General features: G+C 72.5%; 19 protein-coding genes. 17 read left to right on the top strand and 2 right to left on the bottom strand.

Annotation, left to right across the window (positions count from 1 at the left end):
* The first annotated feature begins 48 nt into the window (after positions 1-48).
* The 9 genes from sucB to rpmG all read left to right on the top strand — a co-directional run bounded on the left by sucB (position 49) and on the right by rpmG (position 11862).
* Positions 49-1812, top strand: a complete 1764-nt coding sequence (gene sucB, locus AB0M29_RS35900) for a 2-oxoglutarate dehydrogenase, E2 component, dihydrolipoamide succinyltransferase (RefSeq protein ID WP_365390661.1) — start codon at positions 49-51, stop codon at positions 1810-1812.
* 135 nt (positions 1813-1947) lie between these two features.
* Entirely contained in the window at positions 1948-2586 is a 639-nt protein-coding gene (locus tag AB0M29_RS35905; protein ID WP_365390663.1) for a GntR family transcriptional regulator, read from the top strand.
* A 401-nt stretch (positions 2587-2987) separates the two neighbouring features.
* Positions 2988-5681 (top strand): pyruvate dehydrogenase (acetyl-transferring), homodimeric type, encoded by a 2694-nt coding sequence (gene aceE, locus AB0M29_RS35910; RefSeq protein WP_365390664.1) that lies wholly within the window; start codon positions 2988-2990, stop codon positions 5679-5681.
* A 261-nt stretch (positions 5682-5942) separates the two neighbouring features.
* The gene (locus tag AB0M29_RS35915; protein WP_365390666.1) at positions 5943-6959 is read left to right on the top strand and encodes a GNAT family N-acetyltransferase; all 1017 of its coding nucleotides are present in this window, start codon (positions 5943-5945) and stop codon (positions 6957-6959) included.
* Positions 6960-7025: 66 nt separating this feature from the next.
* Positions 7026-7538, top strand: a complete 513-nt coding sequence (locus AB0M29_RS35920; RefSeq protein WP_365390668.1) for a DUF4240 domain-containing protein — start codon at positions 7026-7028, stop codon at positions 7536-7538.
* Between the two features lie 64 nt (positions 7539-7602).
* Entirely contained in the window at positions 7603-8496 is an 894-nt protein-coding gene (locus AB0M29_RS35925; RefSeq protein ID WP_365390670.1) for a TIGR01777 family oxidoreductase, read from the top strand.
* A gap of 129 nt (positions 8497-8625) precedes the next feature.
* Positions 8626-9978 carry an NAD(P)/FAD-dependent oxidoreductase gene (locus tag AB0M29_RS35930; protein ID WP_365390672.1) on the top strand — a complete coding sequence of 451 codons (1353 nt, stop codon included), beginning with the start codon at positions 8626-8628 and terminating at the stop codon, positions 9976-9978.
* 238 nt (positions 9979-10216) lie between these two features.
* Complete coding sequence (locus tag AB0M29_RS35935; RefSeq protein WP_365390674.1) at positions 10217-11593, top strand: pyridoxal-dependent decarboxylase; 1377 nt, start codon at positions 10217-10219, stop codon at positions 11591-11593.
* Positions 11594-11697: 104 nt separating this feature from the next.
* Positions 11698-11862: a 50S ribosomal protein L33 gene (gene rpmG / locus AB0M29_RS35940; RefSeq protein ID WP_365390676.1), complete on the top strand. Its 165-nt coding sequence runs from the start codon at positions 11698-11700 to the stop codon at positions 11860-11862.
* A 57-nt stretch (positions 11863-11919) separates the two neighbouring features.
* On the opposite strand, the gene AB0M29_RS35945 is transcribed toward rpmG, so the two are convergent.
* Entirely contained in the window at positions 11920-13455 is a 1536-nt protein-coding gene (locus AB0M29_RS35945; protein WP_365390678.1) for a regulator, read from the bottom strand.
* 238 nt (positions 13456-13693) lie between these two features.
* Here AB0M29_RS35945 and lipB point away from each other — a divergent pair, with 238 nt between their 5' ends.
* The 4 genes from lipB (at position 13694) to AB0M29_RS35965 (ending at position 16759) form a co-directional block, all read left to right on the top strand.
* On the top strand, positions 13694-14503 hold the full coding sequence (gene lipB, locus AB0M29_RS35950; protein ID WP_365390680.1) for a lipoyl(octanoyl) transferase LipB: 810 nt from the start codon (positions 13694-13696) through the stop codon (positions 14501-14503).
* 75 nt (positions 14504-14578) lie between these two features.
* On the top strand, positions 14579-15556 hold the full coding sequence (lipA, locus tag AB0M29_RS35955) for a lipoyl synthase (protein WP_365390682.1): 978 nt from the start codon (positions 14579-14581) through the stop codon (positions 15554-15556).
* Positions 15557-15729: 173 nt separating this feature from the next.
* Positions 15730-15972 (top strand): hypothetical protein, encoded by a 243-nt coding sequence (locus AB0M29_RS35960; protein ID WP_365390684.1) that lies wholly within the window; start codon positions 15730-15732, stop codon positions 15970-15972.
* A gap of 97 nt (positions 15973-16069) precedes the next feature.
* On the top strand, positions 16070-16759 hold the full coding sequence (locus AB0M29_RS35965; protein ID WP_365390685.1) for a DUF4191 domain-containing protein: 690 nt from the start codon (positions 16070-16072) through the stop codon (positions 16757-16759).
* 115 nt (positions 16760-16874) lie between these two features.
* Here the strand turns inward: AB0M29_RS35965 and AB0M29_RS35970 are convergent, their stop codons facing one another.
* On the bottom strand, positions 16875-17342 hold the full coding sequence (locus AB0M29_RS35970; RefSeq protein WP_365390687.1) for an RDD family protein: 468 nt from the start codon (positions 17340-17342) through the stop codon (positions 16875-16877).
* A 200-nt stretch (positions 17343-17542) separates the two neighbouring features.
* On the opposite strand from AB0M29_RS35970, the gene glnA reads away from it, so the two are divergent.
* The 4 genes from glnA (at position 17543) to AB0M29_RS35990 (ending at position 21999) form a co-directional block, all read left to right on the top strand.
* Positions 17543-18952, top strand: a complete 1410-nt coding sequence (gene glnA / locus AB0M29_RS35975) for a type I glutamate--ammonia ligase (RefSeq protein WP_365390689.1) — start codon at positions 17543-17545, stop codon at positions 18950-18952.
* A gap of 177 nt (positions 18953-19129) precedes the next feature.
* Positions 19130-20002, top strand: a complete 873-nt coding sequence (locus AB0M29_RS35980) for a helix-turn-helix transcriptional regulator (RefSeq protein ID WP_365390691.1) — start codon at positions 19130-19132, stop codon at positions 20000-20002.
* 160 nt (positions 20003-20162) lie between these two features.
* Positions 20163-21032 carry a DNA-formamidopyrimidine glycosylase family protein gene (locus AB0M29_RS35985; protein ID WP_365390692.1) on the top strand — a complete coding sequence of 290 codons (870 nt, stop codon included), beginning with the start codon at positions 20163-20165 and terminating at the stop codon, positions 21030-21032.
* Positions 21033-21306: 274 nt separating this feature from the next.
* A complete protein-coding gene (locus AB0M29_RS35990) occupies positions 21307-21999 on the top strand; it encodes a LuxR C-terminal-related transcriptional regulator (RefSeq protein WP_365390694.1) in 693 nt (230 codons plus the stop codon).
* The last annotated feature ends 26 nt before the right edge of the window (positions 22000-22025 follow it).

Here is a 22025-nt window from a genome sequence, read left to right on the forward strand (position 1 = left end):
TCCTCCACGCCACCCCATCCGCACAGATCGTTAGGAGTAACCGCAACCATGGCGGTTTCCGTAACCCTGCCGGCGCTCGGCGAGAGCGTGACCGAGGGCACCGTCACCCGCTGGCTGAAGGCCGAGGGCGAGCGCGTCGAGGCCGACGAGCCGCTGCTCGAGGTCTCGACCGACAAGGTCGACACCGAGATCCCGTCGCCCGCAGCGGGTGTGCTCGCGTCCATCAAGGTCGCCGAGGACGAGACGGTCGAGGTCGGCGCCGAGCTGGCCATCATCGACGACGGCAGCGGCGCCCCCGCCGCTGCCCCCGCACCGGCGGCCGAGCCCGCTCCCGCTCCCGCGGCCGCCGAGCCCGCCCAGGCCGCTCCCTCCACCGAGCAGGCCGCGCCCGCGCCCGCCCCGACCGCCGAGGCCGCCGCCGGCGGCAGCGGCGCGAGCGGCACCGATGTCGTGCTGCCCGCGCTCGGCGAGTCGGTCACCGAGGGCACCGTGACCCGCTGGCTGAAGGCGGTCGGCGAGACCGTCGAGGCCGACGAGCCGCTGCTCGAGGTCTCGACCGACAAGGTCGACACCGAGATCCCCTCCCCGGTCGCCGGCACCGTGCTGGAGATCCTGGTCAACGAGGACGAGACCGCGGAGGTCGGCGCCCGGCTGGCCGTCGTCGGTGCCGCGGGTGCGGCTCCGGCCGCGGCTCCCGCGCCCGCCGCCCCGGCCCCGGCTCCCGCTGCCGCCGCTCCGGCGCCCGCCCCGGCTCCGGCTCCGGCCGCGCCCGCCGCGGCTCCGGTGGCGACCACCCCGGCCCCCGCGGCCGCCGCTCCGGCCCCGGCTCCGGCGCCCGCCCCGGTCGCCGCTCCGGCCGCCCCGGCTCCGGCCGCGGTGTCCGGTGACGACGGCGCGTACGTCACGCCGCTGGTCCGCAAGCTCGCCGCCGAGAGCGGTGTGAACCTCGGCTCGGTGCGTGGCACCGGCGTCGGCGGGCGGATCCGCAAGCAGGATGTCATCACCGCGGCGGAGGCGGCCCGTGCCGCTGCCGCCGCCGCCCCGGCCGCCGCTCCCACCGCCGCGCCGAAGGCCGCCGCCGCGGTCTCCCCGCTGCGTGGGCAGACGGTCAAGATGACCCGGATGCGCAAGGTCATCGGCGACAACATGATGAAGGCGCTGCACTCGCAGGCGCAGCTCACCAGCGTGGTCGAGGTCGACGTCACCCGTGTCATGCGGCTGCGCGGCCAGGCCAAGGAAGCCTTCCTGGCCCGCGAGGGCGTCAAGCTCTCCCCGATGCCCTTCTACGTCAAGGCCGCGGCCCAGGCGCTGAAGTCGCACCCGATCGTCAACGCCCGGATCAACGAGGACGAGGGCACGATCACCTACTTCGACACCGAGAACATCGGTATCGCGGTGGACTCCGAGCGCGGTCTGATGACCCCGGTCATCAAGGGCGCGGGCGACCTCAACATCGCCGGTATCGCCAAGAAGACCGCCGAGCTGGCGGGCAACGTCCGGGCCAGCAAGATCACCCCGGACGACCTGGCGGGCGCGACCTTCACGATCAGCAACACCGGCTCGCGCGGTGCGCTGTTCGACACGGTCATCGTGCCGCCGAACCAGGCCGCCATTCTGGGCATCGGTGCCACGGTCAAGCGTCCGGTGGTCGTCGAGACCCCCGACGGCACGGTCATCGGTGTCCGTGACATGACGTACCTGTCGCTCTCCTACGACCACCGCCTGGTGGACGGCGCCGACGCGGCCCGTTACCTGACGGCCGTCAAGGAGATCCTGGAGGCGGGCGAGTTCGAGGTCGAGCTCGGCCTGTGAGGCCGCCAGGGCGGTGACGCCCGCGAAGCCCCCGTCCCGGCGTCCGGGACGGGGGCTTCGCCGTCCGCGCGGGAGGCACCGTTGCGTCCGCGTCGTATCGTCTATGTCACGCAAACTGTGAAGGAGCGCTCTCCCATGACCCCTGGCGCCGCCCCGCACCTGGTCGTCCACAGCCTGCGTGAGCAGATCCGCGAGCACATCCTCGAAGGCATCGTCAGCGGCCGCTGGAAGCCGGGCGAGCGGATCGTGGAGCGCAGGATCGCGGTGGAGCTGCAGGTCAGCCAGACGCCGGTACGGGAGGCGCTGCGCGAGCTGGAGACGGTACGGCTGATCGAGTCGGCGCCGAACAAGGGTGTGCGGGTGCGGAGCCTGACGGCGGCGGACCTCAAGGAGAGTTATCCCGTCCGGGCGGGGCTCGAGGTGGTGGCGGCCGAGCTGGCCGCCGAGCGGCTGGCGCGGGATCCGTCGGCGCTGGAGCACGAGGTCGCCGCGTTGCGGCGGGCGGACGCGGAGCTGGACGGGGAGGCGCAGGTGCGGCACACCGTGGCCTTCCACCACGAGGTGGTCCGCGCCGCGGACAACGCGGTCCTCCTGCACGCCTGGGAGTCCCTCGGGATCGAGGTCTGGACGACCCTCTCCATCCGCTGGCTCAGCCCCGCGCCGCGCGCCTACGCCGCCGACCACCAGGAAATCCTCGACGCCTTCACCCGCCGCGACCCCGCCATCTGTGACCTGATCAAATCCCACGTCCTCAGCTGCGCCCCCCAGGTCTAACGGCGCCCCGTAGGGGCGCGGGGAACTGCGCGACCAGCCGTCGCGCTCTTGCAGGTCACCACCGGCCCCAGAGGGGCAGACGCGTTGTCTTCGGACCACCGGCCGGTGGGGGCGGGCCGCGCAGTTCCCCGCGCCCCTTCGGGGCACGTCCGGTGCCTGAGCCTCCGCAAGCGCAGCGCGCGTCCCCGCGCCCCTACGGGGCACGTCCTCCATGGGTTCGCAGGCGGCAGCCACCTGGCACTCCGTGCCTTGAAGGTTGACACCCCGTGTCACCTGCAAAATTACCCGCCGGAAGCCGTTGATCGATCATCGATCGTAGGCGTATCGTCGAACGCGGGGAGCGAACCTGTCGTGCCGACTCGCACTTCCCACCCCACCCTCCGTTCGGAAGGCGGCCACCCATGCCCGACGCCGTACGACTGTCACGGCTGAGTCAGCTCGACCAGATCCCCGACCGGGATCCCGAGGAGACCGCGGAATGGCGGGCGTCACTCGACGCCGTCGCCAAAGCCGCGGGTCCGCACCGGGCCGCGTACCTGATGCGCCGCACGCTGGAGAGCGCCGGCGCCGGGATCGCGGTGCCGACGCTGCTGGAGACCGAGTACCTCAACACCATCCCGACCGCCGCGGAGCCCGAGTACCCGGGCGACGAGGCCATGGAGCGCCGGATCACCGCGTGGAACCGGTGGAACGCGGCAGCGATGGTCACCCGCGGCAGCAAGCTGGGCCTCGGCGGCCACATCGCCACCTTCGCCTCGGCGGCCTGGCTCTACGAGACCGGGTTCCAGCACTTCTTCCGTGGCAAGGAAGGACAGGGCGGCACCGCGAGCGGTGACCAGCTCTACATCCAGGGCCACGCCTCCCCCGGTATCTACGCCCGCGCGTTCCTCGACGGGCGGCTCACCGAGGGCCAGCTCGACCGCTTCCGCCAGGAGGCGGGCGGCGACGGCCTGCCCTCGTACCCGCACCCGCGCCGGCTGCCCTGGCTGTGGGAGTTCCCGACCGTGTCGATGGGCCTCGGCCCGCTCTCCGCGATCTACCAGGCGCGGTTCAACCGCTACCTGGAGCACCGCGGGATCAAGGACACCTCGGACTCGCACGTGTGGGCGTTCCTCGGCGACGGCGAGATGGACGAGCCCGAGTCGACCGCCGCCCTCGCGCTGGCCGGTCGTGAGGGCCTGGACAACCTGACCTTCGTGATCAACTGCAACCTGCAGCGGCTCGACGGCCCGGTCCGCCCCAACTTCAAGATCGTGCAGGAGCTGGAGTCCCAGTTCCGCGCCGCGGGCTGGAACGTGGTGAAGGCCCTGTGGGGCGCCGCCTGGGACGAGGTGCTGGCCCTGGACACCGAGGGCGCGCTGCTGCGGCGGCTGCGCGAGGTGCCCGACGCGCAGTTCCAGACGTACGCCACCCGCGACGCCGCCTATGTGCGCGAGCACTTCTTCGGCGCCGACCAGGACCTGCGCGCGATCGGCGCCCGGCTCACCGACGCCAAGCTGCTGGAGCTGTTCCAGACCTCGCGCGCCGGACACGAGCCGCGCAAGGTCTACGCCGCCTACCGGGCCGCCGTCGAGCACAAGGGCGCGCCGACGGTGATCCTCGCGCAGACGGTCAAGGGCTACACGCTCGGCGCCGGGTTCGAGTCCCGCAACGCCAACCACCAGATGAAGAAGCTCACCGTCGCGCAGTTCCGCACGATGCGCGACCTGCTGGAGCTTCCCATCCCGGACAGCGCGCTGGACGGCGACCTGGTGCCGTACGCGCACCCCGGCGAGAACTCCCCCGAGCTGCGCTACCTGCGCGAGCGCCGGGCGGCGCTCGGCGGTCCCGCGCCGGCCCGCAAGGTCACCCCCAAGCCGCTGCCGCTGCCCGCGGACAAGGTGTACGCGCCGCTCGAACAGGGCTCGGGCACCCAGGAGATCGCCACCACGATGGCGTTCGTCCGGCTGATCAAGGACCTGATGCGGGAGAAGGAGACCGGCCGCCGCTGGGTGCCGATCGTCCCCGACGAGGCCCGCACCTTCGGCATGGAGTCGCTGTTCCCCTCGGCGGGTCTGTACTCGCCCAAGGGCCAGACGTACGACCCGGTCGACCGCGACCAGCTGCTGTACTACAAGGAGGCGAAGGACGGCCAGATCCTCAACGAGGGGATCACCGAGGCCGGTTCGCTCGCCGACTTCACGGCCGCGGCCACGTCGTACGCCACCCACGGCGAGCCGATGATCCCGTTCTACATCTTCTACTCGATGTTCGGCTGGCAGCGCACCGCCGACCAGTTCTGGGCGCTGGCCGACCAGCTCGGCCGCGGCTTCGTGATCGGCGCCACCGCGGGCCGCACCACGATGACCGGCGAGGGCCTGCAGCACGCCGACGGCCACTCGCATCTGATCGCCTCCACCAACCCGGCGGCGCTCAGCTACGACCCGGCGTTCGCGTACGAGGTCGCGGTGATCGTCCGTGAGGGCCTGCGGCGGATGTACGGTCCCGGCGCGCCCGGCGAGGACCAGAACGTCTTCTACTACCTGACGGTCTACAACGAGCCGAAGCTGCAGCCCGCCATGCCCGAGGGCGTGGAGGAGGGCATCCTCAAGGGCCTCTACCGCTTCCAGGAGGCGGCCGAGCCCGAGCAGCAGGACGCCGCCCGGCTGCAGCTGCTGGCCTCGGGCACCGCGATCCACTGGGCGCTGGACGCCCAGCGGATGCTCGCCGAGGACTGGGGGGTGGCGGCCGACGTCTGGTCCGCGCCGTCCTGGACCGAGCTGCGGCGCGAGGCGCTGGAGTGCGACGCGGCGCGGCTGCGCGGCGAGGACCGGGTGCCGTACGTGACCCGCGCGCTGGAGGGCGCTCCGGGTCCCGTGGTCGCGGTCAGCGACTGGATGCGGGCCGTGCCCGACCAGATAGCGCCGTGGGTGGAGCAGGACTGGACGTCCGTGGGCACCGACGGGTTCGGCCTGTCCGACACCCGTGACGCGGCCCGCAGGCACTTCGGGGTCGACCCGCAGTCGCTGGTGGTCGCGGCACTCGCCGCGCTCGCCCGGCGCGGCGACGTCACGCCCGGCACGGTCAAGGAAGCCGTCGAGAAGTACGGCCTCTGAGGCGTTCACGCAGCAGAGGGGTACGGCCGCGCGCGGAGGGGTGCGCGCGGCCGTATCGTGCTGTCCCGAGGGAACCGGGCCGCGGGTCCATGTGGCCAGTGGGACGCGCGTAGCACAGGTGGCCCCTGCGGCGCATGCAACGCCTGAAACACCTGAAACACCTGAAACCGGTGAATCGCCACCACGCTCGCCGTATCCGGCCGCATCTCCTGTCCGGAAAGGGATTGCGGGCCTCTCCGGCGACCGGCTACGTTCCCTCGGATGCCAGCTAACCTCAGCCCGCTGACGGCTCCCACCGCCGATGATTTCCGCGCCTGGCACCGGGTGCGGGCGGCCGCTCTCGCGCACGACCGGCCGGGTGACCCGGTACCGTCCGCGGCGGCCGTCGAGGCGGAGCTGACGGCCACGAGCGCCCGCAGCAGGACGCAGCTGTGGCTGGTACGCAACTCCCGTGACGAGGCGGTGGCGACCGCGTCGCTGCGGGTGTTCACCGATCCCGGGCGCAGTCATCTGGCCGAGGTGCGGCTGACCGTCCATCCGGCGTACCGGCGGATGGGCACCGGTTCCCGGCTGCTGTCCACGGTCACCGAGGCGGCGGTCGGCGCGGGCTGCCGCAGTCTGGTCACCGAGGTGGTGGCGGGCACCCCCGACGAGGGATTTCTGGCCACCCGTGACTTCCTGCCGGTGCTGCGGCTGACCTGGCTGCGGCTGGCGCTGGACGAGGTGCCCGAGCGGATACGCAAGCTGCCGCAGGTGCCGCACCCGGGCTACCGCCTGACCTCCTGGCCGGGCGTGGTGCCCGACGAGCTGGCCGAGAGCTTCGCGCTGGCCCGGCAGGGCATGGACGACATGCCGGTCGGCGAGATGGACTTCGGCGAGGTCCGGTGGGACGTGGACCGGGTCAGGGAGATCGCCGAGGCGATCGCCCGGCGCGGCGAGCTGCTGCTGACGGTGGCCGCGCTCAGCGAGGCGGACGGCTCGGTCGCCGGGTACACCGAGCTGGTGCTGCCCGGCGAGGGGGTGGGCCGCGCCCAGCAGTACGACACCGCCGTGCTGCCCGCGCACCGCGGGCACGGCCTGGGCCTGTGGGTGAAGGCGGAGATGCTGCGGCTGGTGGGCAGCGTGTACCCGCGGCTCGCCGAGATCCAGACGGACAACGCGGACGACAACCGGCACATGCTCGCCGTCAACACCTCGCTCGGTTTCCGCCCGCTGCGGCGCACCGTGGAGTACCAGCTCGACCTGGGCAGGCACGGAGCGCCGCCCCGGAGTGCGTAACGACACGGACGCATACGGGGCTCTGGGCGTGCGGCGGGGCCCGGCAACCGGGAAGCTGGACCAGTGATGGACGAGACGGAGTTCTGGGAGATCGTCGACAGTACCCGCGAGGCGGCGGACGGCGATCCGGAGGACCATGCCGACCTGCTGGTCGAGCGGCTGGCCCAGCGGGACCCCGAGGCCGTGGTGGACTTCGCCCGGCACTTCGAGACCCGGTTCATCCGGGCGTTCCGCTGGGACCTGTGGGGCGCGGCGGACGTCATGCTCGGCGGCGCCGACGACGAGTCCTTCGACTACTTCCGCTGCTGGCTGATCGGCCAGGGACGGCATGTCTTCGAGGGCGCGCTGCACTCCCCCGACGACCTGGCGTTCCTGATCGCCGAGTTCGACCCGGAGACGGACGGCGACGCCGAGGACCTGGGGTACGCGGCCGACGAGGCGTACGAGCAGCTCACCGGGGTGCGGCTGCCCGATCTCGAACTGCCGCAGCAGGAGCGGCCGGAGGGTGAGCCGTTCGACATGGACGACGAGCGGGTGATGACCGAGCGCTTCCCGCAGCTCTGGTCGCGGTTCGGCTGAGCGGCGCGCCGCCCGCGCGGCGCGGGCGCCGGGGCGGGACAGCGGCGGCGGGCACAATGGCGGCATGCGTATCGCTGTCACGGGTTCCTCTGGTCTGCTCGGCTCCGCTCTCACCGGGTCGCTGACGGCCGACGGGCACGAGGTCGTCCGGCTGGTCAGGCGGGCGCCCGCGCACCCCGGTGAGGTGCGCTGGGATCCGCACGCGGGCACGGTCGACACCGCCGGTCTCGAGGGCTGCGAGGCGGTGGTCCACCTGGCGGGCGCCGGCATCGGCGACCGCCGCTGGACCGACAGCCGCAAGCGGGAGCTGCGCGACAGCCGGGTGCTGGGCACCGGGGCGATCGCCCGCGCCGTCGCCTCGCTCGCGACCCCGCCGCGGGTGCTGCTGTGCGGCAACGCGATCGGCTTCTACGGCGAGACCGGCGACGCCTACGTCGACGAGGACAGCCCGGCGGGCGAGGGGTTCCTCGCCGAGCTGTGCCAGGAGTGGGAGGCGGCCGCTGATCCCGCCCGCGCCGCCGGAATCCGTACCGTGCACGCCCGTACGGGGCTGGTCGTGGCGAAGGGCGGCGCCTGGGCGCGGCTGTTCCCGCTGTTCAAGGCCGGGCTGGGCGGGCGGCTCGGGAACGGGCGGCAGTACTGGAGCTTCATCGCGCTGCACGACGAGATCGCGGCGATGCGGTACGCGCTGGACACCGAGACGCTGGCGGGCCCGGTCAACCTGACCGCGCCCGAGCCGCTGACCAATCGTCAGATCACCGCCGAGATGGGCCGGTTGCTGCACCGCCCGACGGTGGCGCAGGTGCCCGCGCCCGTACTGCGGCTGGTGATCGGCGAGTTCGCCACCGACATCGTCGGCAGCCAGCGGGTACGGCCCAAGCGGCTGCTGGAGTCCGGATTCGCCTTCGCCTTCCCGGAGTTCGAGCAGGCCGTCCGCGCGGCACTGGGTGCCGAATAGGGCCGAATCGGGATGGTTGACGCCGCATCAGTTGGTGCCGTTGGGGGCATGACCCCTACCAGCGTTCAGCGGCGTACGGGACGCGCGCTGACGCCAGCGGGGATCGGACCCGACCTCGGGAGGGGCATCGTGCTCTTACCAGCACGCCGGAACGGTGGCGCCGCAGTGGTGGATGTCGTCGTGATCGGCGCCGGAATCTCCGGACTCGCCGCGGCACACCATCTCCTCGACGGGGGCCTGTCGGTCACCGTGCTGGAGGCCGCGGAACGGGTGGGCGGCCGGATGGCCACCGACAGTGTGGACGGCTTCCGGCTGGACCACGGACCGCAGTTGCTCAACACGTCCTACCCGGAGCTGCGCCGCACGCCGGGGCTGCGGGGGCTGCCGCTGGCCCCGCTGGCGCCGGGCGCGCTGGTGCGGGCCGCAGGCCGCGGCTACCGGGTCGGTGATCCGCGCGGCGCCCGCGCCGCGTTCAGTTCCGCCCGGGCCCCGATCGGCTCCACGCTCGACAAGGCGCGGCTCGGCACCACCCTCAACCGGCTGGCGGGCACGCCCACCGCGCGGCTCACCTCGCGCCCGGAGACGACCGCCGCGCGGGGCCTTGCGGGGCACGGTTTCGCGCCGCGTACCGTCGACGGCTTCCTGCGCCCGCTGCTGGCCGCGCTGCTGTGCGATCCGGAGCTGCGGACGTCCAGCCGGTGCGCGGACCTGGTGCTGCGCGGTTTCGCCCGCGGCCGTACGTGCCTGCCGGTGGCGGGCGCGGCGAGTGTGCCGCAACGGCTGGCGGCGGCGCTGCCCCCGGGCACGGTACGGCTGGGGACCCGTGCGGTGCGGGTCGCGGCCAACGCGGTGCGGACCGCGGACGGCGCCGAACTCCCGTGCCGGGCGGTGCTGGTGGCCACCGGCGCCCGCGCGGCGGCCGAGCTGCTGCCGGGTCTGCGGGTGCCCTCGTTCCACCAGGTGACCGTCTTCCACCACGCGGCGCCCGTGGCGCCGATCCGCGAGCCGGTGCTCGTCCTGGACGCCGACCGCCTCGGCCCGGTCTCGCACACCCTGCCCGCCAGCGAGATCGATCCTTCCCGGGCTCCGGCGGGCGCCGCCCTGATCACCTCCGTGGTCCTGGGCCCGCCCCCGGACGGCGACGCCGACAAGACGGTGCGGGCCCATCTGGCCGAGCTGTACGAGACGTCCACCGACGGCTGGGACCTGCTCGCGGTCCATCACGACACCGAGGCGGTGGCCGCGATGCCCGCCCCGCACGACCTGCGGCGCCCCGTCCGGCTGCTGGCGGGCCTCTACGTCTGCGGCGGCCACCGCGACACCAGCACCGTCCAGGGCGCCCTCCTCAGCGCCCGCCGCGCCGCCCACAGCCTCCTCCACGACGCGGGCCGCCCCCCGGCCTCCACCCCGGCGGACAGATCCGAACCACGGAGATCCGCGCCCGAACAGCCGGACGCGGACACGGAGGAGACGGCGGCCTAGCGCACAGCCGCCCCAACCGGCCCGGCCGCCGCACGGGGGCGGCCGGGACCGCGGCACGGCGGGGCGCTCGGCGGGCGCCGTCGCGGCGCGCCGCGACGGCTCCGGGCCGCAGACCGCCGCGTAGGCACAACGCCCGGGGCCGCCGGGCCGACGGCCCCGGCGGGCCCCGTCGGTGACCGGGCCAGAGGGTGCCGAATGGTCCGGGACTCGGCAGCGGCCGCTGCCTAGGCTGCGGGGCATGCATCCTCTTCTCGCGGACGATCTGGCGCGGCTGCCCGAAGTGCTCGGGGTGGCGCGGGACCATGCGGCGCGCTTTCTGGGCGGGCTGGACGGGCGGGTGGTGGCGCGTGGCCCCTGGCGGGGGGAGGCGGCGCCGCTGCCCGTGGCGGGGGCGGGGTTCGAGGGGGCGCTGGCGGAGTTCGCCGCGCGCTGGGAGCCGGGGCTGTCGGCGAGCGCGGGGCCGCGCTATCTCGGGTTCGTCACCGGGGGCGCCACCCCCGCCGGGCTGGCGGGCGACTGGCTGACCGCGGCGTACGACCAGAACGGCTCGTCCACGGTCGGCTCCAGCGCGGCGGCGCTGGAGAAGGAGACCGTGCGCTGGCTGGGCGAGCTGTTCGGCCTCGGGGACGCGCACAGCGGCGCGTTCGTCAGCGGCGCGACCATGTCCAACACCGTCGGCCTGGCCATCGGCCGGGAGTGGCTCGGTGAGCGGCTCGGCGTGAGCGTCACGGACGCCGGAGTCGCCGCGCTGGGGCCGGTCGAGGTGCTGTCCGGCACCCCGCACTCCAGCATCGGCAAGGCGCTGTCGCTGCTCGGCATCGGCCGGGACCGGCTGCGGACGGTCCCCACGCTGCCCGGCCGCGAGGCCGTGGACGTCGACCGGCTGGCCGACGCGCTCGCCGCGCTGGACGGGCGGCCCGCGATCGTCGTGGCGAACGCGGGCACCGTGAACACCGTCGACTTCGACGACCTGGCGGCGATCGCCGCGCTGCGCGAGCGCTTCCCGTTCTGGCTGCACGTGGACGCCGCCTTCGGCGGCTTCGCCGCGCTTTCCCCCGAGCACGCGGCGCTCACCGCGGGCCTGGCCGCGGCCGACTCCGTCTGCGTCGACCTGCACAAGTGGCTGAACGTGCCGTACGACGCCGCCGTGCAGTTCACCCGCCGCCGCGACCTGCAGACGGCCGTCTTCCACAACGCGTCCCCGTATCTCGGCGGACCCGGCGGCGACCCGGACTTCCTCCACCTCACCCCGGAGAACTCGCGGCGGCTGCGGGCGCTGGCCGCCTGGTTCGCGCTGGCCGCGTACGGCGCCGACGGGCACCGCGAGATCGTCGAGCGCACGGTGCGCTGCGCCCGCCGCCTCGGCGACGCGCTGGAGGCCCGCCCGGAGTTCCGGCTGCTCGCCCCGGTCCGGCTCAACGTCGTCTGCTTCACCCGGGCCGACGACCCGACCCCGGCCCGGATCACGGCCCTCGCCGACCGCGTCACCGCCACCGGCGAAGCCTTCCTCACCCCCACCGTCTACGCGGGCGTCCCGGCCCTGCGGGCGGCCTTCTCCAACTGGCGCACCACCGAGGAGGACACCGACCGGGTGCTGCGGGCGCTGCTCGCGTGAGGTGTCCCCGCGGGGCACGGGGGGGCCGGGAATGCCGGGGCGGGGGTCCGCGTTCAGCAGGGTGCACATGATTGTCGTGTGCGTTAATACCCCAGGAGACACCCATGGCACGCAGCGACCAGCGCCCGGTGGTCACCCTCCGCTCCACCGCGGGCACCGGCCACACCTACGTCACCCGTAAGAACCGCCGCAGCGACCCCGACCGGATGACGCTGCGCAAGTACGACCCGGTCGCGCGCGAGCACGTCCTGTTCCGCGAAACCCGCTGACCCGGGTCCAGGCCCGGCCCCGGCCCCGGACCTGACACCGGGGCCGGGGGTCAGCCGTCACCCCGCGCCGCGCAGCCCCAGGGCCACCGCGCGCTCGTGGAACCTGCGCACGGGTGCCGCGTCCCGGAACGGCTCCAGGCGGCGGCCGAACTCCCGTACGTACTCCACCGCGCGGACCGACCGCATCTCGGTCGCCGCCTGCATCACCTCGAGGCCCAGCGCGCACGCGGCGTCCACCTCGCCCAGCCCGAGCCTGGCCGCGGCCAGGACGGTGCTGCAGAAGAGCCGGGAGCGGGCGTAACCGGGCGCGCGCAACTGCAGCGAGCGCTCGGCGTGCTGGGCCGCGGCCCGGTAGTTCTGCAGGTCGCGGTGGCAGTGCGCGAACTCGTCGGCGAGCTGCGCCTCGTCGAAGAAGCGCGCCCAGTAGGGCATGTCGTCGCCCGAGCGGGACAGGTCGAGCGAGCGCTCGGCCCGGGCGAGGGCCGCCGTGCAGGCGCGGACCTCGCCGAGCAGGCCGTGCCCGCGCGCCTCGGCGGCGTGCAGCAGCGCCTGGACGACCGAGGGCGCCCCGGAACCGACGCCCTGCTGGGCGACCCGGGCGAGCTGTACCGCCTCCCGCCCGTGCCCGAGATAGACCGCCTGGCGGCTCATGGTGACCAGCACATACCCGCCGTAGACCCGGTCGCCCGCCGCCTGGGCCAGCCGCAGCGACTGGACGAAGTACCGCTGCGCGAGGCCGTGCGCGCCGATGTCGTACGAGGTCCAGCCCGCGAGCCTGGTGAGGTCGGCGACCGCGCCGAACAGCTTGCGGCCGAGCGCCTCCCCGTAGCTGCCGCGCAGCATCGGCTCGGCCTCGTGCTCCAGGTAGCGCACCAGGGCCTGGCGGGCGTGGCCGCCGCCGTACGCGTGGTCCAGGCCGCGGAACAGGTCGCCGACGGCGCGCAGCGCGGCCACGTCGCCGCCGCCGACCCTGCCGCGCGTCCCGTCGGGCGTGAGGGCCGCCCAGGACCCGTCCAGGGGCGGCGCGGCGGGCCTGCCGGGCGGCGCGATCGCGGGGGGCGGCGGGAGCTGTGGCAGACCGCCGCGGCTCTGCGCGGGCACCCGGACGGCGCGCTCGGGTTCCGGCGCGGTGCGGGCGACCTTGTCGTCGGCGCGGCCGATCAGCCAGTCCCGGCTGGGCACCACGAGACCGGCCGGAGTGAAGGCGATCTTGCGCAGCTCGGCGTGGTTGCCGGTGTCCTTGCGCCACAGCCCGCTGACGATGTCCACCGCCTCGGCCGGGGACGCGGCGAACTCCAGGCCCGCGTAGACCGGGGCGCACGCGTCGAGGCCGAGGTCCTGCGCGGACAGCCGCCGCCCCAGGCGCTGGGTGAACACCTCCGCGATCAGCGCGGGCGTGGTGCCCCGCGGCTGCTGGCCGCGCAGCCAGCGGGTCACCGAGGTCTTGTCGTAGCGCAGGTCGAGGCCGTGCTCCAGGCCGAGCTGGTCGACCCTGCGGGCGAGCCCCGCGTTGGAGAAGCCCGCCTCGGCGATCAGCGAGGCGAGCCTGCTGTTGGGACGGGTCGGAACGCGCTGCGTGGAGAGGTCCGTCATCGGCGGTGCGGCCCACTTCCTGGGGAGGTCTCGGGACGGCGCGAATGTAACGGTCGGTGCCGGGTCGCTCACGACCTGCGCCTCAGATTCCCCTGAATGGGTGACAACAGCTCCCATCAGCGGGTAAATCACCCTCATCGGTCCCAGACCGCGTGGTATGGCGACGGCGCCCGCGGGGCATCCCAGCCCCGGCCGTACAGTTGCAGAGGCGCACAACGAGCAACGCAGAGGAGTCGCCATGAGGTTTCCGCAGGACATCGCGGGGACGGACGAGCTGCGCTTCGTCCACCTGGGCTTCGGGGCCGACGCGGTCGATTACACCGTGGCCTGGGAGGAGCAGCGTGCGGTGCACGCGGCGCGGTTCGCCGACGAGGTGCCCGACACCTGTCTGCTGCTCGAACACCCGCCGGTCTACACGGCGGGACGGCGTACCTCCGACAACGACCGCCCGCTGGACGGCACCCCCGTGGTGGACGTGGACCGCGGCGGCAAGATCACCTGGCACGGTCCCGGCCAGCTCGTCGGGTACCCGATCCTGAAGCTGCCCCGGCCGGTCGACGTGGTCGCCCATGTGCGCCGGCTGGAGGAGGCCCTGATCCGGGTCTGCGCCGAGTTCGGCGTGGAGACCAGCCGGGTCGAGGGACGCTCGGGTGTGTGGGTGCTGGGCGACCCGGTCGACCAGCGTCCGGCCGTGGGCGGGATGACGCTGGACTTCGACCCCCGGCTGCACGACGAGGAGTTCGACCCGCGGCTGAACGGCCCGGAGTACGCGCCGTCCAACGCCGGGCAGCGCCGCGAGGACCGCAAGCTGGCCGCGATCGGCATCCGCGTCGCCAAGGGCGTCACCATGCACGGCTTCGCGCTGAACTGCGACCCCGACAACACCTGGTTCGACCGGATCGTGCCCTGCGGCATCCGCGACGCGGGCGTGACCTCGCTCTCCAACGAGCTGGGCCGCGACATCACCGTCGCCGAGGTGCTGCCGGTGGTCGAGAGGCATCTGGCCGATGTCCTGAGCACGACGGCGCCGCTCCCCCGGGCCGTCTAGGAATTCCGGGGCGTACCCTGGCGTTCACCAAAGAATCAAAGCCGCAGGCAGAATCTCAGCTTTAGGGAGCCGGTCGTGTCCGCAGTCGCACCCGACGGACGCAAGATGCTGCGCCTGGAGGTCCGCAACAGCCAGACCCCCATCGAGCGCAAGCCCGAGTGGATCAAGACCCGGGCGAAGATGGGCCCCGAGTACACCCAGATGCAGAAACTCGTGAAGAGCGAGGGCCTGCACACCGTGTGCCAGGAGGCCGGCTGTCCCAACATCTACGAGTGCTGGGAAGACCGCGAGGCCACCTTCCTGATCGGCGGCGACCAGTGCACCCGGCGCTGCGACTTCTGCCAGATCGACACCGGCAAGCCCGCCGCCCTCGACCGGGACGAGCCGCGCCGGGTGGGCGAGTCCGTGGTCACCATGGACCTCAACTACGCCACCATCACCGGCGTCGCCCGCGACGACCTGGAGGACGGCGGCTCCTGGCTGTACGCCGAGACCGTCCGGCAGATCCACGCGATGACCGCGGCCCGCGAGGGCGGCCACACCAAGGTCGAGCTGCTCATCCCCGACTTCAACGCCGAGCCCGCGCAGCTCGCCGAGGTCTTCGGCGCCCGCCCCGAGGTGCTCGCGCACAACGTGGAGACGGTGCCGCGGATCTTCAAGCGGATCCGCCCCGGCTTCCGCTACGAGCGCTCCCTCGAGGTCATCACCCGCGCCCGCGAGGCCGGTCTGGTCACCAAGTCCAACCTCATCCTGGGTATGGGCGAGGAGCGCGAGGAGATCAGCCAGGCGCTGCAGGACCTGTACGACGCGGGCTGCGAGCTGATCACCATCACCCAGTACCTGCGTCCGTCCGTGCGCCACCATCCGGTGGAACGCTGGGTGAAGCCGGCGGAGTTCGTGGAGCTGAAGGAAGAGGCCGAGGAGATCGGCTACGCGGGCGTCATGTCCGGTCCCCTGGTGCGTTCGTCGTACCGCGCGGGACGGCTTTTCCAGCAGGCCGTCGACAAGCGGCTGCGGGACGGCGAGCGACTCGCGGTGACGCCCGCGCTGTGAGTCGCCTCACCCGCGAGGAGGCCCCGCCGGGCGAGTGACCTGGCGGGGCGCCATGCGGCGCGATCAAGGCTTTCATGCGAGATTGACCGAGTGGTCACCGGCTGGTAACACAATGTGGCGACCCTGGTCCTACGCACATCCTTGCGCTTCTCGCCGCCCGTGAAGGGGCCGCCATGTCGTCCGAGTCAGTCACCGTTACCGCGTCGACCTCCCCTCTTCCGCACCTGCCGCCGCGCCCGTCGGTGGCGCTGCGCGCCGTCGAGTCGTTCCTCATGCGCGGCGGCCAGCAGACCGCCCGCCGCAACGCCTGGGCGGCCGTCGTCGAGGACCGGCAGCGGGCCAGGGACCGCCGTGAGGCCCAGTACGCGATGGACGCCATGCAGAGCGGCCTGCGCGGCACCGCACTGCCCGACTGAGCGCCGCCCGGCCCGGACGGGCCCCGGTGCCGATCGCGGGTACCGCTACCGTCCACCGCGGTGACGGCCGCGGTGCTGGCCACGTATCCTTTGCCCCATGGCGAGGAAGGAAACACCCGAGAGCTCCGAGAGCGCTGGACGGCTGAAGCAGATCGTCCAGACGTACAAGATGACCAGGCAGGCCGACTCCAAGGTCGGACTTGTCGTAGCGGCTGTGGGAATCGTCACCTTCGGTGTCCTCCTCGCCCTCGGCTTCTTGATCGGTCACCCCATTTACGCAGCGATCCTGGGCTTCCTGCTGGCCTTCCTCGCGATGGCGGTCGTCTTCGGCCGCCGCGCGGAGCGGGCGGCGTTCGGGCAGCTCGAGGGCAAGCCGGGAGCGGCCGCGGCCGTCCTGCAGAACGTCGGGCGCGGCTGGACCGTCACCCCGGCGGTGGCGATGAACAAGAGCCAGGACGTGGTGCACCGCGCGGTCGGCAGGGCCGGTGTCGTGCTGATCGGCGAGGGCAACCCGAACCGGGTCAAGGGCCTGCTGGCCGCCGAGAAGAAGAAGGTGGCCCGGGTCGTCTACGACGTGCCGGTCCATGACTTCATCGTCGGCAACGGCGAGGGTGAGCTGCCGCTGAAGAAGGTGCGCACCACCCTGCTGCGGCTGCCGCGCGTGCTGGCCGGGCCGAAGACCACCGAGGTGAACGACCGGCTGCGGGCGCTCGGTGACCTGATGACCAACATGCCCATCCCGAAGGGCCCGATGCCCAAGGGCATGCGGATGCCGAGGGGCCGCTGACACGGCCACTGACCATGCTGGACCCGGCGGGGCCCGGACCGATCGAGTCGATCGGTCCGGGCCCCGCCTGTCTGCGCCGAGCGTGTGCGTGCCGTGCTTCGTGCCGCGCTGTGCCTCAGATCCTGATCTCGACGGCGTTGACGGCCTTGTCGTGCAGCCCGCGGGTGTCGCGGTCCCAGATGAGGGCGGGCACCACGATCACCAGCAGCGCGGTGCGGACGGCCACCGCGAGCAGCCCGAGCCGCGTCCCGTCCAGGCGTACGACCCGCAGCCGCATGACGCGCTTGCCGGGGGTGCTGCCGATCGTGCCCACGGTCAGCACGCTGAGGACGGCGAACACCGCGAGTGTCCACGGACTGGACCCGTTGAAGTGACCGTGCGCGAGCAGGCCGTATGCGATCACCAGGCAGAGCATCCAGTCGATGAACACCGCCGCCAGCCGCCGGCCGGTCGGAGCGATCGATCCCGGCCCCTCCTTGGGCAGTCCGAGCCGCTCTCCGCGGTACCCGAACTCCACGCCCATCTGCTCGGCCGTGGCGCGGGGGCCCGACAGCCACGATCCCATTACTTCCCTGTTGTCCACCTGACCACGGTAACCCCCCGCCCGGCCCATCCGTACAGGGCGGACGTCACCCTCGCGGCGTCGCGGTTAACCTCCGCGAAACAAATGGGTCATGCTGGAGAAATCCCTGATCCCTATGGTCGGGGCAGTGTGCGCCACCGCACTGGCCGCACCTCTCGTTGCCAACCCGACCCCCGGGGGCCGGGCCTAGGAGGAGTTGGATGTTCCAGAACGCCGACGACGTCAACAAGTTCATCTCGGACGAGGGCGTCAAGTTCGTCGACGTCCGGTTCTGCGACCTGCCCGGCGTGATGCAGCACTTCACGGTCCCGGTCTCGACGTTCGACCCGACCGAGGAGCTGGCCTTCGACGGTTCGTCCATCCGCGGCTTCCAGGCCATCCACGAGTCGGACATGGCGCTGCGCGCCGACCTGTCGACCGCCCGTGTGGACCCGTTCCGCAAGGACAAGACGCTCAACATCAACTTCTTCATCCACGACCCGATCACCGGCGAGCAGTACAGCCGTGACCCGCGGAACGTGGCGAAGAAGGCCGAGGCGTACCTCGCCTCCACCGGTATCGCCGACACGGCGTACTTCGGTCCCGAGGCGGAGTTCTACGTCTTCGACAGCGTGCGTTTCCAGACGTCCGCGAACGAGTCGTTCTACCACATCGACTCCGAGGCGGCCGCGTGGAACACCGGCGCCGTCGAGGACAACCGCGGCTACAAGGTCCGCTACAAGGGCGGCTACTTCCCGGCCCCGCCGGTCGACCACTTCGCCGACCTGCGCGCCGAGATCTCCCTCCAGCTCGAGGCCAGCGGCCTCCAGGTCGAGCGCCAGCACCACGAGGTCGGCACCGCGGGCCAGGCGGAGATCAACTACAAGTTCAACACGCTGCTCGCCGCGGCCGACGACCTGATGCTCTTCAAGTACATCGTGAAGAACGTCGCCTGGCGCAACGGCAAGACCGCGACCTTCATGCCCAAGCCGATCTTCGGTGACAACGGCTCCGGCATGCACGTCCACCAGTCGCTGTGGCAGGGCGGCACGCCGCTCTTCTACGACGAGCAGGGCTACGCGGGCCTGTCGGACACCGCCCGCTACTACATCGGCGGCATCCTCAAGCACGCCCCGTCGCTGCTGGCCTTCACCAACCCGACGGTGAACTCGTACCACCGCCTGGTGCCCGGCTTCGAGGCCCCGGTCAACCTGGTCTACTCGCAGCGCAACCGCTCGGCCGCGATGCGTATCCCGATCACGGGCTCCAACCCGAAGGCCAAGCGCGTCGAGTTCCGCGCCCCGGACCCGTCGTCCAACCCGTACCTGGCGTTCTCGGCCCTGCTCCTCGCGGGCCTGGACGGTGTGCGGAACAAGATCGAGCCCGCCGAGCCGATCGACAAGGACCTCTACGAGCTGGCCCCCGAGGAGCACGCGGGCGTCCCGCAGGTCCCCACCTCGCTCCCGGCCGTCCTCGACGCCCTCGAGGCCGACAACGAGTACCTCCAGGCCGGCGGTGTCTTCACCTCCGACCTGATCGAGACCTGGATCGACTACAAGCGCACCAACGAGATCGCCCCGATCCAGCTCCGCCCGCACCCGCACGAGTTCGAGCTGTACTTCGACATCTAGGAAGACCCCAGGCCGGAGCGGGTAGCCGCTCCCCTGGATCTCCTTCGGGCCGTCGGCTGTTCCCCCGGGAACGGCCGACGGCCCGGTGCGGTTTCTGGGAGAGTTGACCCGTACTCCTGAAGCTCCTGAAGGTCCTGGAACTCCTGCACCGGAACTACTCACGCCCCGGGGGGACGCGTGGACGAGTTGGCGGCGGTTGACGGGTCATGGCGGCTGGTGACGGAGCTGCCGGATCGGCGGCTGCGTCCGGGGGTCCGCTCGTACCGCGGTTTCGCGCTGGACCTGCGGGGCGTCCAGCAGCGGCTGGAGCTGCCGCACGGCACGGTCTCGCTGGTGGTCAACTTCGACGCCCCGGTCTGGCTGACCCAGGCCGTCGGGCGGCCGTCGTACTCCGCGTACCAGTCCCTGATGGAGGGCCCGCGCACGACGGCGACCATCGGGCGCCACAACGGCTCGATGCGCGGGGTCGAGGTCATCATGACCCCGTGGGCGGCCTACCGTGTGCTGGGCATGCCCATGAGCGATCTGCGCGAGCTGGTGGTGCCGGTGCCCGATGTGCTCGGTGCCGACGGCCGTGAGCTGGAGGAGCGGCTGGCCTGCGCGGAGAGCTGGGGAGCGCGGTTCGCCGTTCTCGACGCCTTCCTGCTGCGCCGGGCAGCCGCCAGGGCGGAGCCGGCGCCGCAGGTCGTCAGCGCGTGGCACGCGCTCCGCCGCAGCGGTGGAGCGGTGTCCCTGGCCGGGGTGGCCGACCGGATCGGCTGGAGCGAACGCCATCTGTGCACCCGCTTCCGCGAGCAGATCGGTCTGCCGCCGAAGAAGATCGCCCGGGTGTTCCGTCTCAGCCGCGCGCTCGACCTGGTGGCCGAGCGCGAGAGCGGGAGCACGATCGCCGCGGACTGCGGCTTCTTCGATCAGGCGCACTTCAACCGGGAGTTCAGAGCGATGGTCGGGCGCAGCCCTTCCGAGTTCGCCGGTCACCTGCTGCACCCTTCGTCGGCCAGGCCCGTTGGCCGACTGCCGGGGCGGGTGACCAGCGCCCTGCTCGGTTGAGGGCTGGATCAGTAGTACGGGGTGCCCCTCTCGAATCCGAGGCCCGTACGAGCCGCACGCAACACGATGTGCTCCCTTCGTCAGGCGGGGACGCGGCAAGGGTGCCATCCGCCCGGCGGGCCGGTATTGGAAAAAACCGCCACGGAGGCAGACTGGGGGTATGCCCGAACTGCCGGAGGTCGAGTCGCTCAGCGCCTTTCTGGACGGACGGCTGGCCGGCCGGACCGTGGCGCGGGTGTATCCGGTCTCGGTGGCCGCGCTGAAGACGTACGACCCGCCGGTGGAGGCGCTGCAGGGACGCCGTTTCGAGGCGGTGACGCGGCACGGAAAGTTCCTCGACCTGGTCACCGGCGAGCTGCATCTGGTGATCCATCTGGCGCGGGCGGGCTGGGTGCGGTGGAGCGACGCGCTGCCGGAGGCGCCGCCGCGGCCGGGCAAGGGTCCGCTGGCACTGCGGGTGCGGCTGGGCGAGCCGGAGGACGGGGCGGGGTTCGACGTGACGGAGGCGGGGACGCAGAAGCACCTCGCGGTCTACGTCGTACGGGATCCGGCCGCGGTGCCGGGGATCGCGCGGCTGGGCCCCGACCCGCTCTCGGACGGTTTCACGCGGGAGGCGTTCGCCGCGCTGCTCGCGGGGGAACGCCGGCAGATCAAGGGCGTGCTGCGCGACCAGAGCGTGCTGGCCGGGATCGGGAACGCGTACTCGGACGAGGTGCTGCACGCGGCGAAGATGTCGCCGTTCAAGCTGGCCGCCAAGCTCACCGAGGACGAGGTGACCGGGCTGTACACGGCGATCGGCAGCACGCTGGCCGACGCGATCGCCCGCTCGAAGGGACTGGCGCTGCGCGATCTGAAGGCGGAGAAGAAGAGCGGGCTGCGGGTGCACGGGCGCAAGGGCGAGCCGTGCCCCGTCTGCGGGGACACGATCCGCGAGGTGTCGTATCGGGACTCGGCACTGCAGTACTGCCCCACCTGCCAGACGGGCGGCAAGCCGCTGGCGGACCGGCGGATGTCACGGCTGCTCAAGTAGCGCGGCCCCTGGGCGAGTTGTGATGACCGCGAGACGATTGCGGATTCAACCTTGCATTGTCCAGGGGTGGTTGACGGTCCAGGAAGGGCGTTGGTAACGTCTCGTCACATTAGCGTCAGGAAATACCGCGAACCGAAGCGCCCAGGCCCGTAGGCGCTCCGACCGCCGGTCCCCTCAGGTCACGAGGGGGCGGCATCGCGTTGCAGTGGTTGACCGGCTTGTGGGGACAGGCCGGAGCGCTGGTCTCTCTGGACGACACACGGGCGGACATGTCATGACAGCAGTACATCTCACACACCTGCAACCGGCACCGCGGCGCAACTGCCTGCGCGCGGTGTTCTTCGCCGAGGACCCCGCACTCCACACGGAGTTGGCGGACCTCGCGGCCGATCTCACCCCCGACATCGACATCTACCGCGCGACGAACGAGTTCGACTTCGTCGGGAGGGTGCGGGAGTTCACCCCCGACGTGGTCATCCTCAGCGGTGCGCGGCACCGGCTGTGGCGGCTGGTCGCCGGCGGGGACGAACAGCCTTCGCTGCGGCTGCTGTTGGTGGTGGAGCGGCAGGAGGCGGACGGGATCGCGCGGCTGTCGGCCGACGGCTATCTGGTCCGGGAGGACCTCACCGCCGACGGGCTGGGCCGCGCGCTGCACCAGCTCGCCGCCGATCAGCTGGCGATCCCCCGGGAGTTGGGGCGCACCCTGATCCGGCAGGCCGCGGTCTCGGTGGCGCCCAAGCGCCGCGTGACGCTGACCGTACGGGAGAACGAAGCGCTGCTGCTGCTCGTCAGCGGTTTGAGCAACAAGCAGATCGGCCGCCGGATGCGGATCTCCGAGCACGGCGCCAAGCGGCTGGTGAGCAGCATCCTGCAGAAGCTGGACGCGACCAACAGGACCAGCGCGGTCGTCACGGCCATCAAGACCGGCCTGGTCGACGAGACGGCACTGGCGGGTTCGGACCACTGAACCGCGCCGCCGCAGCGCGGCCCCCG

Source organism: Streptomyces sp. NPDC051976 (assembly GCF_040680795.1).
In the GTDB taxonomy this organism is placed as follows: Bacteria; Actinomycetota; Actinomycetes; order Streptomycetales; family Streptomycetaceae; genus Actinacidiphila.

Bases quoted from the DNA above. Each gene is read 5' to 3' on its own strand.
- AB0M29_RS35985 (WP_365390692.1), top strand. From the start codon at position 20,163: ATGCCCGAACTGCCGGAGGTCGAGTCGCTCAGCGCCTTTCTGGACGGA.
- sucB (WP_365390661.1), top strand. From the start codon at position 49: ATGGCGGTTTCCGTAACCCTGCCGGCGCTCGGCGAGAGCGTGACCGAG.
- AB0M29_RS35990 (WP_365390694.1), top strand. From the start codon at position 21,307: ATGACAGCAGTACATCTCACACACCTGCAACCGGCACCGCGGCGCAAC.
- AB0M29_RS35945 (WP_365390678.1), bottom strand. From the start codon at position 13,455: ATGACGGACCTCTCCACGCAGCGCGTTCCGACCCGTCCCAACAGCAGG.
- AB0M29_RS35905 (WP_365390663.1), top strand. From the start codon at position 1,948: ATGACCCCTGGCGCCGCCCCGCACCTGGTCGTCCACAGCCTGCGTGAG.
- AB0M29_RS35925 (WP_365390670.1), top strand. From the start codon at position 7,603: ATGCGTATCGCTGTCACGGGTTCCTCTGGTCTGCTCGGCTCCGCTCTC.
- AB0M29_RS35965 (WP_365390685.1), top strand. From the start codon at position 16,070: ATGGCGAGGAAGGAAACACCCGAGAGCTCCGAGAGCGCTGGACGGCTG.
- lipB (WP_365390680.1), top strand. From the start codon at position 13,694: ATGAGGTTTCCGCAGGACATCGCGGGGACGGACGAGCTGCGCTTCGTC.
- AB0M29_RS35935 (WP_365390674.1), top strand. From the start codon at position 10,217: ATGCATCCTCTTCTCGCGGACGATCTGGCGCGGCTGCCCGAAGTGCTC.
- AB0M29_RS35920 (WP_365390668.1), top strand. From the start codon at position 7,026: ATGGACGAGACGGAGTTCTGGGAGATCGTCGACAGTACCCGCGAGGCG.
- rpmG (WP_365390676.1), top strand. From the start codon at position 11,698: ATGGCACGCAGCGACCAGCGCCCGGTGGTCACCCTCCGCTCCACCGCG.
- aceE (WP_365390664.1), top strand. From the start codon at position 2,988: ATGCCCGACGCCGTACGACTGTCACGGCTGAGTCAGCTCGACCAGATC.
- AB0M29_RS35915 (WP_365390666.1), top strand. From the start codon at position 5,943: ATGCCAGCTAACCTCAGCCCGCTGACGGCTCCCACCGCCGATGATTTC.
- AB0M29_RS35960 (WP_365390684.1), top strand. From the start codon at position 15,730: ATGTCGTCCGAGTCAGTCACCGTTACCGCGTCGACCTCCCCTCTTCCG.
- glnA (WP_365390689.1), top strand. From the start codon at position 17,543: ATGTTCCAGAACGCCGACGACGTCAACAAGTTCATCTCGGACGAGGGC.